The 17253-nt window shown below is 46.8% G+C and carries 18 protein-coding genes; 8 read left to right on the top strand and 10 right to left on the bottom strand.

From position 1 onward, the window contains the following. Positions 1-3 precede the first annotated feature (3 nt). The 3 genes from M2404_RS01150 to M2404_RS01140 all read left to right on the top strand — a co-directional run bounded on the left by M2404_RS01150 (position 4) and on the right by M2404_RS01140 (position 4643). On the top strand, positions 4-2181 hold the full coding sequence (locus M2404_RS01150) for a winged helix-turn-helix domain-containing protein (RefSeq protein ID WP_259237702.1): 2178 nt from the start codon (positions 4-6) through the stop codon (positions 2179-2181). Positions 2182-2266: 85 nt separating this feature from the next. Then, positions 2267-2491 carry a hypothetical protein gene (locus M2404_RS01145; protein WP_259237701.1) on the top strand — a complete coding sequence of 75 codons (225 nt, stop codon included), beginning with the start codon at positions 2267-2269 and terminating at the stop codon, positions 2489-2491. 79 nt (positions 2492-2570) lie between these two features. Continuing rightward, positions 2571-4643 carry a winged helix-turn-helix domain-containing protein gene (locus M2404_RS01140; RefSeq protein WP_259237699.1) on the top strand — a complete coding sequence of 691 codons (2073 nt, stop codon included), beginning with the start codon at positions 2571-2573 and terminating at the stop codon, positions 4641-4643. On the opposite strand, the gene hemL is transcribed toward M2404_RS01140, so the two are convergent. The 4 genes from hemL to M2404_RS01120 form a co-directional block, all read right to left on the bottom strand. After that, positions 4640-5920, bottom strand: coding sequence for a glutamate-1-semialdehyde 2,1-aminomutase (gene hemL, locus M2404_RS01135; protein ID WP_259237697.1), 1281 nt, complete (start codon positions 5918-5920; stop codon positions 4640-4642). The two genes, M2404_RS01140 and hemL, sit on opposite strands and share 4 nt — an antisense overlap. 43 nt (positions 5921-5963) lie before the next feature. Beyond that, complete coding sequence (locus tag M2404_RS01130; RefSeq protein ID WP_259237696.1) at positions 5964-6977, bottom strand: aspartate carbamoyltransferase; 1014 nt, start codon at positions 6975-6977, stop codon at positions 5964-5966. Between the two features lie 107 nt (positions 6978-7084). Next, a complete protein-coding gene (locus tag M2404_RS01125) occupies positions 7085-7516 on the bottom strand; it encodes a CopD family protein (RefSeq protein WP_259237695.1) in 432 nt (143 codons plus the stop codon). Continuing rightward, the gene (locus tag M2404_RS01120) at positions 7513-9219 is read right to left on the bottom strand and encodes a chloride channel protein (RefSeq protein WP_259237694.1); all 1707 of its coding nucleotides are present in this window, start codon (positions 9217-9219) and stop codon (positions 7513-7515) included. Before M2404_RS01120 ends, M2404_RS01125 begins: the two co-directional genes overlap by 4 nt. A 165-nt stretch (positions 9220-9384) precedes the next feature. Here M2404_RS01120 and erpA point away from each other — a divergent pair, with 165 nt between their 5' ends. Then, complete coding sequence (erpA, locus tag M2404_RS01115; RefSeq protein ID WP_215396557.1) at positions 9385-9726, top strand: iron-sulfur cluster insertion protein ErpA; 342 nt, start codon at positions 9385-9387, stop codon at positions 9724-9726. Positions 9727-9784: 58 nt separating this feature from the next. Here the strand turns inward: erpA and M2404_RS01110 are convergent, their stop codons facing one another. Continuing rightward, positions 9785-9958: a hypothetical protein gene (locus M2404_RS01110; RefSeq protein WP_259237693.1), complete on the bottom strand. Its 174-nt coding sequence runs from the start codon at positions 9956-9958 to the stop codon at positions 9785-9787. Between the two features lie 248 nt (positions 9959-10206). Between M2404_RS01110 and M2404_RS01105 the strand changes: the two genes are divergently transcribed. Continuing rightward, the gene (locus M2404_RS01105) at positions 10207-10449 is read left to right on the top strand and encodes a helix-turn-helix domain-containing protein (RefSeq protein WP_068232674.1); all 243 of its coding nucleotides are present in this window, start codon (positions 10207-10209) and stop codon (positions 10447-10449) included. A 28-nt stretch (positions 10450-10477) separates the two neighbouring features. Here the strand turns inward: M2404_RS01105 and M2404_RS01100 are convergent, their stop codons facing one another. The 5 genes from M2404_RS01100 to M2404_RS01080 form a co-directional block, all read right to left on the bottom strand. Next, a complete protein-coding gene (locus M2404_RS01100) occupies positions 10478-11812 on the bottom strand; it encodes an AmpG family muropeptide MFS transporter (protein WP_259237691.1) in 1335 nt (444 codons plus the stop codon). An 89-nt stretch (positions 11813-11901) separates the two neighbouring features. Next, entirely contained in the window at positions 11902-12222 is a 321-nt protein-coding gene (locus tag M2404_RS01095) for a hypothetical protein (RefSeq protein WP_259237689.1), read from the bottom strand. A 62-nt stretch (positions 12223-12284) separates the two neighbouring features. After that, complete coding sequence (locus M2404_RS01090) at positions 12285-12869, bottom strand: peptidylprolyl isomerase (protein WP_259237688.1); 585 nt, start codon at positions 12867-12869, stop codon at positions 12285-12287. Between the two features lies 1 nt (position 12870). Next, positions 12871-13422, bottom strand: a complete 552-nt coding sequence (locus M2404_RS01085; protein WP_259237687.1) for a YajG family lipoprotein — start codon at positions 13420-13422, stop codon at positions 12871-12873. A 2-nt stretch (positions 13423-13424) separates the two neighbouring features. Next, on the bottom strand, positions 13425-14588 hold the full coding sequence (locus M2404_RS01080) for a methyltransferase (RefSeq protein WP_259237685.1): 1164 nt from the start codon (positions 14586-14588) through the stop codon (positions 13425-13427). 23 nt (positions 14589-14611) lie between these two features. On the opposite strand from M2404_RS01080, the gene M2404_RS01075 reads away from it, so the two are divergent. The 3 genes from M2404_RS01075 (at position 14612) to fabV (ending at position 17021) form a co-directional block, all read left to right on the top strand. After that, positions 14612-15244: an alpha-ketoglutarate-dependent dioxygenase AlkB family protein gene (locus M2404_RS01075; RefSeq protein WP_259237683.1), complete on the top strand. Its 633-nt coding sequence runs from the start codon at positions 14612-14614 to the stop codon at positions 15242-15244. A 126-nt stretch (positions 15245-15370) separates the two neighbouring features. Continuing rightward, on the top strand, positions 15371-15703 hold the full coding sequence (locus M2404_RS01070; protein WP_215396549.1) for a BolA family protein: 333 nt from the start codon (positions 15371-15373) through the stop codon (positions 15701-15703). Positions 15704-15827: 124 nt separating this feature from the next. After that, the gene (gene fabV / locus M2404_RS01065; RefSeq protein WP_259237679.1) at positions 15828-17021 is read left to right on the top strand and encodes an enoyl-ACP reductase FabV; all 1194 of its coding nucleotides are present in this window, start codon (positions 15828-15830) and stop codon (positions 17019-17021) included. Positions 17022-17253: the final 232 nt, after the last annotated feature.

Here is a 17253-nt window from a genome sequence, read left to right as displayed (position 1 = left end):
CGATTGTCTGAACCTATGGCGATAAAACCAAACCAGCTACTACAGGTTGGTGAATGGCAGTATATACCTGAGCAGGACAAGCTGATGAAGTTTGATGCTGAGGGTAGGCTGAGTATTACCGCAGATTTAGATAACCTGTGCCAGAAGGTCGCAAACTACTTTATTGTCAACGCAGGCAAGCTGGTTACAAAAGATGAGCTGCTGCTTGATGTATGGGGTATCCGCGATGTATCTGATGGCAGGGTAACCCGTGTTATCCGGGTATTGCGGGTTGCGTTGGGGGATGACACCCGTGAGCCCCGTTACATTGAAACCATTCCAAAACGCGGTTACCGTTTTATTGCGCCGGTAACTGAAATAGTACCACTGGCCGTTAAAGAAGATACCGAACTTGTGCCTAGTGCGGCGGGCAATGGTACCACGCCACTCAAAGCAAAACCGAGACTTGTTAGCGTATTTGCTTTGGTGGCATTACTGATAATCGCTGCTACCTGGTGGCTATGGCCGGCAGATCGTGCCGCAACTGATGATAGCGCTGGTCCGATTCCGATGTGGCGTTATACCCCTGTCACCTCACTGGATGGGCTGGAGTTTTACCACAATGTGTCAGTAGATGAACGGTATCTGGTATATAGCTACGCAGCGCCTGCTGCTACCGTGGGTTCTGTATTGATGCTGCAGGATTTGCAGGAACATAAAAGGGTGCAGTTAACTGATAAATCTTACAGCAGCTTTGGTGCCGTATTTAGCCCTGATGGAACTAAAATAGCTTATCAGCGTTACTATCAGAATGAGAAGTGCGAAATCCGGCTAATGTCACTTAGCGCAGATAAAATGCAGGTGCTGGAGGATACTTTACTCAAATATTGTGGAGAAAAATCGGTATCGATCAGAATTACCTGGTCTCCGGATGGCCGTTATATTGTTTATCCTAATATGGATGACATTAGAAAGCAGTTGGTTTTACAGATGACGTCGGTTGATAACACTATCTCCGAAGTGCTGACAGTGCCGCCTTCAAGCAGTTTTGGTGACTATGCCGCGCGTTATTCCCGCTCAGGAGATAAGCTGGTTTTTTTAAGAGAAGCCGCTGGCTCTGCACAAATCTGGTTGCTTAATCTTGCCGACAGATCAACACGGTTACTAACAAAAATACCTGATACTGTCCCAGGCAATGTAGATTGGGATTTAACAGACAGTTCTGTTATTTATCCATCGGCATCTAATGCGCTTGGCCGGGTATGGCTTGATAAAAGTGAACCCGCTATTCTTGCTTACACAGATGCTTATGCCAGTGAGCTGCAAGTTACAACCTCAGGTAAAATTGTGTCATCTATAGGTAACTTCTCCAGAATCAATCCTAAAAAAGTGTCAAACCGCATAAAAAATAATGAAGCTTATAACGAGTCAGTATTTAGCTCGAACCGCAATGAAACATTTATTGAGGCCAACCCTTTAGATAATGGCCCAACGGCGGTTGTATCAAGGCGTTCAGGTTCACAACAGGTATGGCTGTTTTATAATGATGGCCGCCAAAAACAGCTAACAAATTTTAATGATGATCAGCGTATTCGCAGTTTGGCATTTTCACCGGATGGTAGCCGGTTAATGGTGCAGTTAAATGACGAGCTATGGCTATTTGATATTGAGGGTACCCCTCTAAAAATAGCTGGCGAGAAAGATGCTGTATTAGCATCACCCAGTTGGTCCAGAGATGGTAAAGCCTTGTTTTACTCTGAAGCGCGGCAAGGTCGCTGGCAGGTTATACACCGTGATATTAATGATCTTGGCAAACGCGAAATTTTTGCTAATGACAAAGAGTATTATTATGAAAGTTACTATGCCGACTATGCCTTCTGGCGTAGCAGCAGAGATAAACAATTTTACATACAGTGGCCTGGTGAGCAGCCGAAAAAGCTAAAAATAGAATTGCCCGAAACTCAGGTTATGCTGAAATTTGAGTTACGAAAAACAGGGATTTATTACTCTTACCTTGTTGATGAGCTTAACTATAGGTTGAATTATCTTGATTTTGCTACAGATGAAATTATCAACGTGCTGGAGCCAATTCAATTTGGCCGCTTTAGTATCAGTGCTGATGAGAAATATGTTTTTGTACTGGAATATGATTTTGGTGAGATGGATATCGCCATAATTGATAGCGACGTCGATGTTTTATAAGGAATTTATCTGAAAGTCATCGAGTTATAACGAATTGATGCTCCTATGTTTGGTCTGTAAGCAAACACTAACTCAGGAGCTGAAAATGAAAACTACACTTACAATTATGTTTATCGCTTTGTTAGGCGCTACCGGCGTTGCTGCAAAAAAAGCAGGCATTCTTAATGCCTCAGGCGCAAATGGTCAGCCACTCTATGCTTGTGTTTTTTATCCGCTTTGCACCATACCTGATAATTATTCACCGGTAACGATAAAAGATAGCAAAGATAAAGCCAAAGATACCAACAGCGATAAATTGAAGTTCGCCTAAGGCTCTTTTTTACAACGCTAAACATTTCTTCTGGTTAAGGTATAATCCGCCCAGACAATCAATTGTCGGGCGGACCTTAATGTCAAATCTTGACCCTGTGGTACAAATTGGTAACTGGTATTATCAGGTGATCTATGGTCAGCTGTGGCCGGTTGATGCCTCTGGTGCCGACGATATGATCCGGCTGGAACCACGCTTACATAGTCTGCTGAATTACTTTTTACTTCACCCTGGTGTATTGCTGGCCAAAGACACACTGATTGAAAAAGTCTGGCCTGCAGATGAAGGCACCGATGCTGCTGTTATGCGCGCTGTTGGCGCATTACGCAAAGTGCTTGGCGACGATGTTCGAGCTCCAAGCTATATAGAGACAGCATCAAAAAAAGGTTATCGCTGGCTGGCAACTATTACTCCTGCCAAGTTACAGGATATTGCAGTTATTACTGCGGATACTGCCGTTAACACAGCTGCGAGTGACACTGATACTGAGGTAAAACCGCGACCTGCCTGGCGCTTTATTGCCGGCACTGCGATAGCCGTGATTATTGGCTGTGCCAGCCTGGCATACGTACTGGCAACCTATACCTCAACACCGTTGATAAAATTACCCGATACCATTACTCCTATAAGTGCGTTAAGCGGGCAGGAATACTGGCCGGTACTAACACCAGACGGGGCTAATGTGTTATATCAGCATCAAGCTGTAGACAGCACTTTATTTAACTGGAGCGTGCAGAACCTGACAGATCTCAGGGTTGAGCACTTGCCTCAAAAATACCGTCTGTTATCACAGCCGTTGTGGTTGGATCAGGAGCACATCGTTTTTCGTGCCGAACAACAAGACGGAGGTTGTTACTTTTATCGCCAACATATAAAACCGGCAACTCAGCCTGAACGACTCTGGCCCTGTCAGAAAGTATTGCCTCAGGGAGCTGCCGTGTGGCAACAAAAATTGCTGTGGTTGGATACCGATGCTGAGACTAATCAGTTGCAGCTCTGGAGTGCATTGCCCGGGCAAACCGCTGAGCTGTTGGTGTCACGGGATAATCGCTGGCGCGATATTTCATATATGTTAATCCGTAATGATACCTTGTACTTTATTGCCCAGCAGACGCCCAACCAGTCAGTTTTGCTAAAATTAATGTTGCCAGACGGTGAATTTGAGCAGTTGTTGGATTTTCCTTATGTTATTACTCAGTTTAGCTGGTGGGACGAGCGACAGGTGTTGCTATCTGCCGGACAGCAGGAACTACAAATTGTGTCGCTAAAATCAAACAGCAGGCAGGGCTTGGGGCCACTGACACGTGAATTGACTCAGGCCTCACGGTATCCGGGTCAAGTGCTGGCAACACAATTTTTAGACTACACCACAGATATTCTCAGGGTGGAGAGCAGCGCGGCAACAGACGGTGGCATTAAGTTGCTGCCATGGCATGTCAGTAACCGTAGCGAGCGCCTGCTGGCAGTGAGTGATACCGGCCAGGCCGCATTTGTATCAGAGCGTGCCGGGCTTAGCCAAATCTGGTTGGCACAACAGCGTGATACGATGCAAATTACCCGCTTTACTGAACAACAACATGTACAACAGATGCTATGGCATCAGCAGCAATTACTGGTAGTAATTAACACCAGCCTGTATCAGCTTGATTTAGCATCAGGCCAGCTACAGCAGTATCATCATGTAGCATCGGCAGGGCGCTACGCCAGTTGCCACGGCAAGTTATACTGGACAGCCCTGACAGCAGATGGCTGGGTTTTAATGACAGAAAAAGACACTACGCCAGAGAGTATTATGCCTGGCGTTACAGATGTGCGTTGTGGCCCAGAGCAGAGTTTAGTGCTGCAATTTGCTGATACTACAAGCCTGGCTTTGTTTACGTCGGCACAGGAGCTAATCAGCTTGCCCGTACAAATTAACTGGCGCAGCAGCACCGGTGAACAATGGTTTGCTGACAACAGCGGCATTTATTGGCTGGCAGATAACAATACCAAGGTTTATCGTTTTGACTGGTTATCACAGCAGGTGACAGCTGTGTTAGCTACAGAGCAGGAAATGCCGGTGGCGATATACAGCGATGGCAATGGTGTTGGTTATATCGTACGGCAGCGGCCGTACGATACCGATATTGTCTGGTTGCAAAACCGCCGTTAAAGTTGCTTAAAGCTGTGCTCTGCAGCAAGAATGGTTTGTGCCAGATCGTCGTCACTGTGTGCCAGCGATAAAAAACCGGCTTCATAGGCTGAAGGCGCCAGATAAATGCCTTGCTGTAACATCAGGTGGAAGAAGCGTTTAAATGCATCAATATCACACTGTGTCGCCTGGGCGAAGTTAGTTACGCTTGGTTCAGCAGTAAAGAAAAAGCCAAACATACCGCCTACCTGATTGGTTGTCAGTGGCACACCATGTTTTGCTGCAGCTGCACTGATGCCATTAATGAGCTGTGTCGTTTTAGCGGTTAAAGCCTGATAAACACCAGGCTTACTGATCTCGCTCAATGCAGCCAGGCCGGCAGCCATAGCAATAGGATTACCCGATAATGTGCCGGCCTGATACACCGGCCCCAGCGGAGCAATATGCTGCATAATCTCGCGTTTACCGCCAAATGCACCAACAGGCATACCGCCGCCGATAATTTTGCCCAGTGTCGTTAAATCCGGCTTAATGTTATACACTGCCTGGGCACCACCCAGTGCGACGCGAAAACCAGTCATTACTTCGTCGAATATCAGTACAGCACCATATTGATCACATAACTGGCGCAGTCCTTGTAAAAAGCCGGGGGCAGGTGGAATGCAGTTCATGTTGCCGGCTACCGGCTCGACAATAATACAGGCAATATCGTCGCCGTGCTGTTCGAATAGCTGCGCTAACTGCGATAGGTTATTAAACTCGCTGGTTAGCGTGTATTTAGCAAAGTCAGCAGGCACACCAGGTGAGTTTGGCACACCAAGTGTCAGCGCGCCTGAACCGGCTTTTACCAGCAGTGAGTCAGCGTGGCCATGATAGCAGCCTTCAAATTTAACTATGGTATTACGGCCGGTATAGCCACGCGCTAAGCGAATGGCGCTCATAGTGGCTTCTGTACCGGAGCTAACCATCCGTACCATTTCCATTGATGGTACCAGTTTGCTTACCAGCTCTGCCATGGTTATCTCTGCCGGGCAGGGCGCACCAAAACTTAAACCCTTGGCGGCAGCTTCAATAACGGCATTGCGGATAGCCGGGTGGTTATGGCCCAGCAGCATCGGGCCCCATGAGCCGATATAATCAATATAACGTTTGCCATCTACATCAAACAGGTAAGCACCGTCGGCACGGTCGATAAACACCGGTGTACCACCGACACTTTTAAAAGCCCGCACGGGCGAGTTTACACCGCCGGGGATGGTGTGCTGAGCACGTTGAAACAGTTCTGCAGATAAAGACATAAATCAGTTTCCGATAAATAAGTTGAAACAGCTACTCGCTGTATTAGCCACTGTGCTTATTGCTATACCAGGGCACAGCGCATTCGTAGTTGGTAATAATTCCTTCAACGCCCAGCGTTAAAGCAAATAAGGCCATTCGTACCAGGATACCGTTGTCTGCCTGACGGAAAATAGCCAGATTGGGGTTCAGGTTTAAGTCGTTATCCAGTTCGTTGGCCTCAATGCGTGAATCACGGGGCAGCGGGTGCATAATCACGGTGTTGGATTTGCAGTAGCGGGTATAAATTTCCTGGTTTAAGCGGAATTTTCCACGATATAAATTGGCTTCTGTTTTTGACGGAAAACGCTCTTCCTGAATACGGGTTTGGTACACAATATCTGCATTCAGGTTGCCTTCCAGCACATCGGTAATATTTACCTGATGGCCGGCATTTTCAATAGCGCTGACAATGTCGTCCGGCATGGCCAGTTCTTTGGGGGAAATAAGCGTAAAGCGCAGGTTTTTATACAGTTTTAATAGTTTGGATAACGAGTGCACGGTGCGGCCAAATTTTAAGTCACCCACCATGGCGATATGCATGCCGTCAATACTCTGGCCTGAAGATGCCAGCTCACGCTCAATAGTGAATAAATCCAGCAGGGCCTGGGTAGGGTGCTCATTGGCGCCATCTCCGCCATTTAATACCGGCACCCGGCTGCCAAGGGCAAATTCAGCAACGGAGCCTGCCTGCGGGTGGCGCATGGCAATAACATCGCTGTAGCTGCTGATCACTCTTGCAGTATCAAATAACGATTCGCCTTTAGATAACGCTGACGACTCCATACCGGTTGTTTCACGAACTTCACCGCCAAGTAAGTTAAATGCACAGCCAAAACTCACCCTGGTTCGGGTGCTGGGTTCAAAAAACAGGTTACCTAAAATTGCGCCTTCAAGTACCTTGGTACGTTTTTGCCGGCTGGCGTAAGGCTGCATGTTACGGGCTATCTGAAAAACGTGCTGAATGGTGTCACGGTCAAACTGGTTTACCGAGAGGATGTGTTCACCTTTAAAGCTCATAGTCGGTACTCTTTTCACTAAGAATTAACCCTGGCCGGAGCGGGCCCGGCACCGGCAATAAACGGCGGCATTATACGCGAAACCACCGGCTAAAAGCGAATACGTTGCTACATAGGTTTTAAGTACGCCAGCAGGATAATAGTCAACAAAACCAGTACCGGCACTTCATTAAAAATACGGTAAAACCGCGGGCTGCGCCGGTTACGGTTGTGTTTAAAATCGGCCAGTAATTTAAAACAGTAAGCGTGATACCCATACAGCAACATTACCAACGGTAGTTTATAGTGCAACCAGTGGCTGGCTTTAAACCAGGCTGCGCCGTAACTGTGAATAAGCAGTAAGCCAAACACCAGTGTAAGTACGGCAAACGGCGTGACGAAATAGAGTAAGCGGCGCTCCATTACCTTAAATTCGGCATCGCAGTCGGGGCTTGTTGTGCCCGCGTGATAAACAAACAAACGTGGCAAATAAAAGATGCCGGCAAACCAGGCCACCATAAAAAACACATGCAAGGCTTTGTATACAAGTATAATTGTCATAATAAGTTGTTCTGTTTTACCAATAAACTGCGCACCTGATCCCAGCGGATAATACCGATCAGCTGTTGGGGTTCTTCTTCGCGATATATATACACTGCGCCTTCGCGCTTATCTTCTAAAATGGCAAACACCTCGGCCATAGTAGCCTGATGCGTTAAGCCCTGTAGTTGCAAGTACTGCACGGCACTGGCGCCTGTCATTGACAGCTGTACATCATAACTTGCCAGCAAAAAGGTGCTCTGAGCGCCCGAATCACGTTTTACCAGTAATTGATGCGGCGGTTCCAGCTTATCCAGGGCTTGCAGCACTTGGGGCTCGTCGGGGTTATCAAGCAACTGATATTGATTGTCCAACAGTGCCAGCACACCTACTTTTTGTAATACGTCATCAGCTGGAGACAGCTTATAAGGCATTTGTAAAAAATCGAGCTGCAGTAGAAAAATAGATTTGTTATTAAAAAACTGCACACCAGTAATATAAGCCGTGGTTATTACCACCATGGCGGGCACAATAATGCCGGGGTTATGTGCCAGCTCCATTACGGCTACCAGCGCAGCCAGCGGCGCATGCATGGTGGCTGCCATTAATCCGGCCATACCCAGTACTGCATAAGTACCGGCAATACTGTTATCACCAATAATGGCAGAAGGAACAATAGCCAGTAAAGTGCCCAGCACAATACCGATACCAAATACCGGGCCAATAACACCGCCGGGTACACCTAAACCCAAAGCGAATAAGGTTAGCAGCATCTTACCGATAAAAATGGTCAGCAACAGGGCAATGTCATTGGGAGCGTTTACAGCATAGTAAATGGCACCGGTTTCAGAACCCATTGCATGCGGAATAACATAGCCTACGGCCGCAGTAAGCAAGGCTGCCAGGCATAAACGTAATATTAAAGGCCAGTTTTTAAACAACTTGATAAGACGCATCATGTTTTTGTTAAACACAAAGGCAATGGCGCCGAACACAACGCCGCATAGCACCAGATAGGGTATATGCCAGCCACTGATAGACACTATATTCAGCAGTGCCAGCTCTCTGTCGCTGCCAAACACCGTTTGCGTTACCAGAGCACCCACCACAGATGACAGCATAATAGGAATAAATACATGCACGCGGTATTCACGCAGTACCACTTCCATCACAAAAATAACTGCAGCCAGCGGGGTATTAAAAGAGGCTGAAATACCAGCGGCAATGCCGCAGCCGGCCAGAATACGAATGCTGTTGTAAGGCAATTGCAGATACTTACCCAGGGTGCTGGCACCATAAGCACCTAAATGTACCGACGGGCCTTCCCGGCCAACAGAAAAGCCACCTGCCAGTGCCAGTATGCCGCCAAAAAACTGGTTTAGGGTATTGCGGGTTGGCATCATGCCGTATTTGAGCTTTATCCGATGAATAACAAAGGGAATACCAAGACGGTAATGCTTATAGCCGGTGATCCAGGCGATCATACCAATTAATACCGCGGCGCCAAGCGGAAGCATCCAGCGGAGATCTGTACCAACAGTAGAAAAATCGTCGGTACGATCTAAAAAAAAGCTTTGCAGACCAATAATAGCTAAGCGGAATAAGATAATCAGAATGGAGGCCGCCAGCCCGCCCAGCACCCCCAGCACACAGAGTTGCAAGGAGGTTTGCGGTAAAGCCAAACGACGTTGTAAAGACGGAAGCCAGATCTGCCAGCGCTGCATAAGCCATAACACCCGTAATAGTTGATTCAGAGTTTAACATAAGTTGCTGAGAACCCAGCTTAATTATCAAAGCGGATAACTAATCTGCGCTGAACAGGGCTAATACTTGAATAAATTAGTCAGGTATTAGATAATTTGTCCCTTAGCTAAACCTGTGGAGTTGTTATGTCAGAGCCAGCTGTACCAATTGAATTTACTGAAGCGGCAGCACGTAAAGTAGCGTTGCTGGTTAGTGAAGAGGAAAACCCTGAGTTAAAGCTGCGGGTGTATATCACCGGTGGTGGTTGTTCTGGCTTTCAGTATGGCTTTACCTTCGACGAAAAAGTGAACGATGGTGATTTCGTTGTCGAGAAACAGGGTGTTGCCATGGTGGTCGATCCCATGAGCCTGCAGTATCTGATGGGTGGTGTGGTAGATTATACCGAAGGTTTGCAAGGTAGCCGTTTTATTGTACAAAACCCCAACGCGACGACAACTTGCGGTTGTGGCTCGTCTTTTTCAGTATAATTGACAGTTGTTTTTGTAAAATAAAAACTACACATCCGTATGTTAGTGTGCTGCTGGCTCAGCGTTGAGTCAGCAGCATAATGCCCCACAATGCCAGCGCAATGCAGCCGTTAAAAGCCAGAATGTAAGCAAAGCCTTTTTTACCCTGGCGGATAGTCCAGCCGGATTGCTTCAGGTACCAGTACCAAAGCACACACATCAATATTGGCATTAAATAAAATAATTTTATCATCTTTATCTCTGTCAGATACCTGGCATGGCTTTGCCTGGGTTTTCGTTACTCGGCTGCTAAAAATTACGCCACTTCTGGCACTGTAAAGTCGTAATACATATTTTAACAGTTGTGGCTGTACGCTTGTCGCATCCTGTGGTTTAATTAACCGATTTTTATTGCTTATTGCGTTTGCAATAGGGTTTTTATTTTTGCAGGAAGTATTTTTGACATAATAAAAGCGTAACACGCTGGGAGAAGAAAAAAACATGAAAGGTACAAAAAGCGTAATTTCTGATGAAAATAAGCGTCTGTGTGTCTGGTTAAAACGGCAGCGTCAGGAAAAAGGCCATACTATGCGCAGCCTGTCTGAAATTTTGGGTACACCGCACTCTTTTATCGGTAAAGTAGAAAATCAGGAACGTCGTTTAGATGTGATTGAATACGTACGTTATTGTCAGGCGCTGGACGTTGACCCTACTGAAGGGTTAAAACAAGTTTTATCAGCCTGATCTATTGAGCTATGTCAGCAACGCCGTGCTATTTTGCGGCGTTCTGTTTTAAGCGTTCGGCGCGCTCCAGCAATACAATTAGTACTAATGCCGGTATTCCCATCAGCGCCGTCATAACAAAAAACTGGCTATATCCCATCTGCTCTACCCATACCCCGGAAAAGCCTCCGGTAAATTTAGGTAGTAACAACATCAGTGAACTGAATATCGCATACTGGGTGGCGGTAAACGCCAGATTAACCAAAGAGGCCAAATAAGCAAGAAAAGCACTGGTAGCAATGCCTGCGCTTAAATTATCTGCCGAGATCACTAAGGTTAACCATACCAGGTCATAGCCAATCTGGCTTAATGCAGAAAACAGCAAATTGGTTACTGCACTTAACAGCGCACCAATAAACAGAATTTTAATTACGCCAAACTTGTTAATCAGCACTCCACCGAGGGCCGCGCCGAGCAACGTCATAATAACGCCATATATTTTCGATACGCTGGCAACCTCTTCTTTGCTGTAGCCCATATCAACATAAAATGCATTTGCCATCACGCCCATTACAACGTCGCTAAGGCGGTAACATGCTATAAGCAACAGGATCAGTATGGCATGCCATTTATAGCGGCTAAAGAAGTCAATAAAGGGCGCTACCACAGCTTGTTTTAGCCAGGACAGAGTGCGCTGTAATAAAGCGCCATTGGTAAACTGTTGCTGTTGCAGGCCACTGACAGGCTCTTTGCTAAGTAAGGTGGTGATGATGCCCGGCAGCATACATAAACCCATAACCAAATAGGCCTGTTGCCAGCCGGTTAAATCATAATCACTACCATCGGAAAATATAGCTGCTAACCACAAGGTACCCGCCGATGCCATAATCATTGCCAGCCGGTAGCCAGCAAGGTAGGCGGCAGCCAGTGCTGCCTGCAGTTTCTCCGGCGCACTTTCAATACGAAAAGCATCAACATTAATATCCTGGGTTGCTGATGCAAAAGCCAGCACTACAGCAAAAGCAGCCATCAGGGCTAAGTTCTGCTGCGGATCGGTTAATGCCATACAACAAATTGCAACCATTACGCTAAGCTGGGATAGTAGTAGCCAGCTGCGCCTTCTGCCCAGCTTTTGATGTAAAACCGGAATTTTAAGATGATCAGCCAGCGGTGACCACAGCCATTTTATGGCGTATGCCATTGCTACCCAACTGAAATAACCAATATCAGCACGCGATACCTGCGCTTCACGTAACCAAAAAGACAGTACACCAAACACCAGCATTAGCGGCAGACCACTGGAAAAGCCCAGTATAAAGATACTCAGTACACGACGTTGGAAGTAGATACTCAGGCCAGACAGCCAGGCTAGGTAATAAGGCAAAACGGACATCCGCTAAAACACGCTTGTAGGCCTAGCTTACAGCGCAGATTATTCTGGTCAAGCTCTGTAAAACGCGAGAAGCAACCGGCCTACGGCCTGATACCCACGCAGTCTGGTGGTGCCACGCCATAACCTTTAAGATAACAGAGGCAATCCTGAATATTACGGCGTAATAGTTTGTCTTCCTGCAGGATGCTATCGGGCCAGAATTCTAACTGATGAATTAAGTGCCAGAACACACGTTCCCGGTTGCTGCAGGGCTGCTGCAAAGAGGCACTGAGCTGTGCCCATTCTTCCAATGTATCCCAGATAAACAGATGCAACTCGCTGTGTGGTAAGCGGCCACGAAAGTAACGGGAAATGTAGAAAATCAGCTGCTGCGATTTTTGTTCAATAAAGTGGTTTAACATATATTGCCTTAACAGCGGCCTCTTACTGACAAGACTGTTAAGGCAAAGTATAGCCGCTTTTATTACTCTGGCAGTACAATAGCAGTTTTTAACAGCACCTTTTCTACCGGTACGTTTGGCCAGCCAAGTTCTGCTGAGGTGTCTGTAGCTACCGCTCTTATTTTCTCTATAACTTCGCTGCCTTCAACAATGTAACCAAATACTGCATAACCCCAGTTGCGGCCGGGATCCAGGTGCGGGTTATCCTGCAAATTAAAGTAAAACTGGCTGGTGGCGCTGTGCGGATCAGTCAGGCGTGCCATGGCAATAGTGCCCAGCTGATTCTTCATGCCGTTGCCGGATTCGTTGAACACCGGTTTTTGTTCTTCTACCGGTTTATAGTTTGCATCATAACCGCCGCCCTGTAAGACAAATTCAGGTTCCAGCCGGTGAAACAGCGTGTTGTCATAACTTTTCTTTTTCACATAACTGAGAAAATTATTGACGCTCAGCGGTGCACGGCTGCGATCCAGCTCAACAATAATATCACCATGCGATGTCATCAGTTTTACCTTGGGATACAAATTATTAGGCTGGATAAATTGTCCGGCCTCAGCACTGCTTGTTAGCAAAATAAACAGCAGCGTTAGTGTTGCCCAGCTACGCATATTACCCCCGAACGGCCTGGTGCCAGCTGTTGTCTTGCAGGATTTGACCAAGCACTTGCTCTGTTAATACACGTAATTCGCGTTCAACTGCGGCGACATCCATGCGAAATGGTGCTGTATAGCTGCTGTCGCCGGAATAGGTTTTACTAAAGGTTCCCTGATCGTTTTGTACAAACACCGTTAACGAAACCTGATTAGTAACAGCGTGCTCCAGTGAGCGCTGATCTACCAGAGCCTGTAGCAGGGTTATTCTTATGGTCATTTGGGTATTGCTGTTTTGGTCAAGTACTGCCGACTGCTCTGTCAGCGCTTGCGCCATAGTGCTTTGTATGTCAGCACTGATATTGTTGCTGGCGTTAATCTGCTGTATGTCCGTGCCTTTTTGGATCCGCAGTGAATAAGGTCTGCCACGTTCATCAGACACAGCAAAAGCGAACCTGGCTTGTTGCAACTGATTGGATTGCGGCCAGAATACCTGCGGCGACAGAATAAATTTGGGTGTCGGGGCGCTGCAACCGGTAAGCAACAGCAAAGTTAAAAGTATATAGCGCATGTTCAGCTCCTTTTTATGGCTTCTAAAATAATAAATTTAGGGTCGGCCGCCAACTGTTGGCAATTGCCGAATAAACGCTTAATTACATCAGCATACCCCAGATGACGATTTGCCACTATGCGCAAACGGCCACCTTGTTTTAGCACCCTTTTGGCATCAATAAACATCTGGCTGGCAATGTGGCTGGTAACGGCGTGTTGCTGATGAAAGGGTGGGTTGCACAGTACAATATCAGCCGACTTGTCTGTTTGCTGGCTCAGGCAGTCATCCACCACAAACTCACACAGCGCTAATTTGTCTGGTAAGTTGTTTGCTATGCTTTGCCGGGCCGAATCAACCGCCATATAAGATTCATCACAACACAGCAGCTTAAAATTATCGTGCTGGTTTAACAGTGCAAGCCCCAATACGCCATTGCCACAGCCTAAATCGATAACACGCTGGGTGCTTTTGATTTCGGGCAAATGTTGTAAGAAGAACCTTGCGCCCTGATCGAGTTTTTCGCGGGAAAACACATTAGCATGGTTTATTACTGTGAAATTCGTCTGCTCCAGAGGCCAGACTAACGGGAACCTTACCGCAGCGGAACCTGCTAATGGCATACTAAAATGACATTGAATCAGCCGACATTTTTTAACGGTTAACGACGCTGTGGCCGGGCCCAGCGTATTATCAAACATTGCCAGTACATTACGGCTGATATCTTTGGCTTTGGCGCTGGCCAGAATAATGCTTTGTGGCGTAACCACACCGGCAAGTTGTTGTAAGACATATTGCAGATAACTGTGATTATTGGGAAGCTTCAGCAGTACTATATCCGGTTGTGCCGGATAGGGTGCCAGACTGGAGAGTTGTTGCAGGCCACTATCTGCAATATTGTTTTGCTGGCGGTTATATAAAGTACCTTTTGCTGCTAGTACAGAGTCATTTACCTGAAACTGCGGGCAGTCAGACAGTGCGCAGGACAAAGCACCGAAACTGTCATTAATAAGTAACAAAGCCGGCTGACGTTGATGTTGTGCTGTAAATTGAGCAATGGCTTCCTGTGCGTGCAGGATCAACAATTCGTCAGCCGCATCCCATGCCTGTAAGCTGCTATTTGGTTGGTTAAGCGGCCAGCGGTGTAATTGCAGGCTGCCTTGAGAATGCACAAAAGTGGTATTCATAGAAACACGAGTGATGAAATAAGATGAGTATTTTGACACGGCCGCGCCAGACCGACAACCAGCAATACCCCGGGCAAGTATTTCGGTTACCTGATGCGCAGATGATATTATGGCCGGGCTGGCTAAATGCCACTGAAGGTGCAGCGCTACAAGCTGAACTGGTTACTCAGTTAGCTTGGGCGCAGGACAGCATTATGATGTTTGGTAAAAAAGTAAAGATACCGCGCCGGCAAGTATGGATGGGAGACAGCCACTGCAGTTATCGCTATTCAGGCACTACTTTTATGCCTGTGCCCTGGCATCCGGCGGTAAAGCAACTTACTGACGAGGTAAGCCGGTTTCTGCGGCAGCCGTTTAACTGCGTGTTGCTGAATTTATATGCAAACGGTCAGCAACATATGGGTTGGCATGCTGACAATGAAGCAGAACTGGGCGATGATCCGGTTATTGCTTCTGTCAGCCTGGGGGCTGCACGACGTTTTGAGTTAAAGCACCGTCGGCAGCATTGGCAACTGGCGCTGGATTTGACACCCGGTAGTTTGTTGCTGATGGGCCAGGGCTGCCAGCAGCACTGGCTGCACCGGTTGCCAAAGCAAAGCCGGGTAACAGAGGCAAGGCTGAACCTGACCTTTCGTTATATTGAGGCGAAGGCTTAGACAAATTTATTTTTAGTAATGCTACCAGCCCGTTAGTTCGGATTATTTAACTTGACAGCAAAACCTGCTGGCAAGTTTAACGCGGGCATCTAGAGTTAATTAAAGGAATAAAAAAGGATTAGGGCTATGTTGATTCATACAGCTATTGAGCAGAAGTTACTTAGTGCATTTGATCCTGTGTTCCTTGATGTGGTGAACGAAAGCCACCTGCATAATGTGCCTCAGGGGTCTGAATCGCATTTTAAAGTGGTAATTGTAACGCCGGCATTTAATGGTATGCGTTTGTTACAGCGCCACCGGGCGGTTAATGCCATAGTGGCAGAAGAGCTGGCAGAGAAAATACATGCGCTGGCGCTGCATACATACACGCCGTCGGAGTGGTACGAATACTACGCCGAAAAACCACCGGTGTCGCCACGATGCTATGGTGGCAATAAAACTGAAAAAGCGTCGGTATGACGCTTTTTTTATGTCCGGCGTATATTAATTATGTTCTGACACATAAAACGGCTGATCAGACCTGTTTTCTGCGGTAAAGTTTTACACTAGCGTCAATTTTGTCGAGACAACAGCAGGAGCTGTCATGGTTATTCAACCGAAAATTCGTGGTTTTATCTGTACTAACGCCCATCCTGTCGGCTGTGCCGAGCATGTAAAAGAACAAATCGAGTATGTAAAAAAAGCTGGCCCTGTGGCCAACGGGCCAAAAAATGTGCTGGTGATTGGTGCCTCTACCGGTTACGGCCTGGCTTCACGTATTACAGCAGCTTTTGGCTCAGGCGCTAAAACCCTGGGGATATTTTTCGAAAAAGAACCCACAGAGAGTAAAACCGCCTCTGCCGGTTGGTATAACACCGCCGCATTTGAACAGGCCGCGCAGGCGGAAGGGCTGTGGAATAAACACATTAATGGCGATGCGTTTACCGATGAGTTAAAGGCGCAAGCCATTGATATTATCCGCAGTGAAATGGGTAAAATTGATCTGGTGGTGTACAGCCTGGCTGCTCCGCGGCGTAAAGACCCGGTGAGTGGCGAAATATTCAGCTCAGTATTAAAACCTATAGGCCAGTCGTATACTGCCAGAACACTCAATACCAGCAAGCGTGAAATTGAAGAAGTATCGGTTGAGCCGGCAAACGACGATGAAATTTATCAGACAGTAAAAGTAATGGGCGGTGAAGACTGGGAGCGCTGGTTAAATCAACTGGATGCTGCCGGTGTACTGGCAGATAACTGTCAGACAGTAGCTTATACCTATATTGGTAAAGAGCTAACCTGGCCAATTTATGGCAAAGCTACTATCGGCAAAGCGAAAGAAGATTTAGATCGTGCTGCTGCGGCCATTACTGCTCAGTTAGCCGGTAAAAAAGGTAAGGCATACGTAGCGTCGTTAAAAGCGCTGGTTACTCAGGCCAGTTCTGCCATTCCTATTATGCCGCTGTATATTTCTCTGCTGTATCGTGTCATGAAAGAAGAAGGCACTCATGAAGGGTGTATTGAGCAGATTGATGGTTTATTCCGTCAGGGGTTGTACAGCAACACACCCGTAATGGATGACGCCGGCCGTTTACGTATGGACGGTAAAGAGCTTAGCGCACATATTCAGCAAGCAGTAAAAGATTTATGGGGCCAGGTAACAACAGACAGTATTGATACATTGACTGATTACAAGGGCTATCATAATGAATTCTTAAGATTATTTGGCTTTGGCTACAGCCATGTTGATTATGATGCAGATGTCTCACCCATGGTACCACTGCAAAACATTGCCGGTTAATTTTACCAGGCCGCCTACGGGCGGCTTTTGTTTATGCGCAAATGGACTAAAGTTGACTAGAATTTGCAGCAGTAAAGCGTTAATGTCGCGGCGCTGCCAAGGTAGACCAATGGCAGTATAGCCCGGTTGGTTTACCGGAAAATTTGCGTAACAGCATAGATAGGCAGCTGTATTAATGCTAGAATCCGCGACTTTAATACGTGTATCTGGTTTAAAAATAAACAGTGGGAAA

Origin of the sequence: Rheinheimera pacifica, from assembly GCF_024809855.1 — a bacterium.
GTDB classification, from domain to species: Bacteria; Pseudomonadota; Gammaproteobacteria; order Enterobacterales; family Alteromonadaceae; genus Alishewanella; species Alishewanella pacifica_A.
Note: the sequence above shows the minus strand (reverse complement) of the source record. Positions and strands in the feature narration are given on the sequence as shown.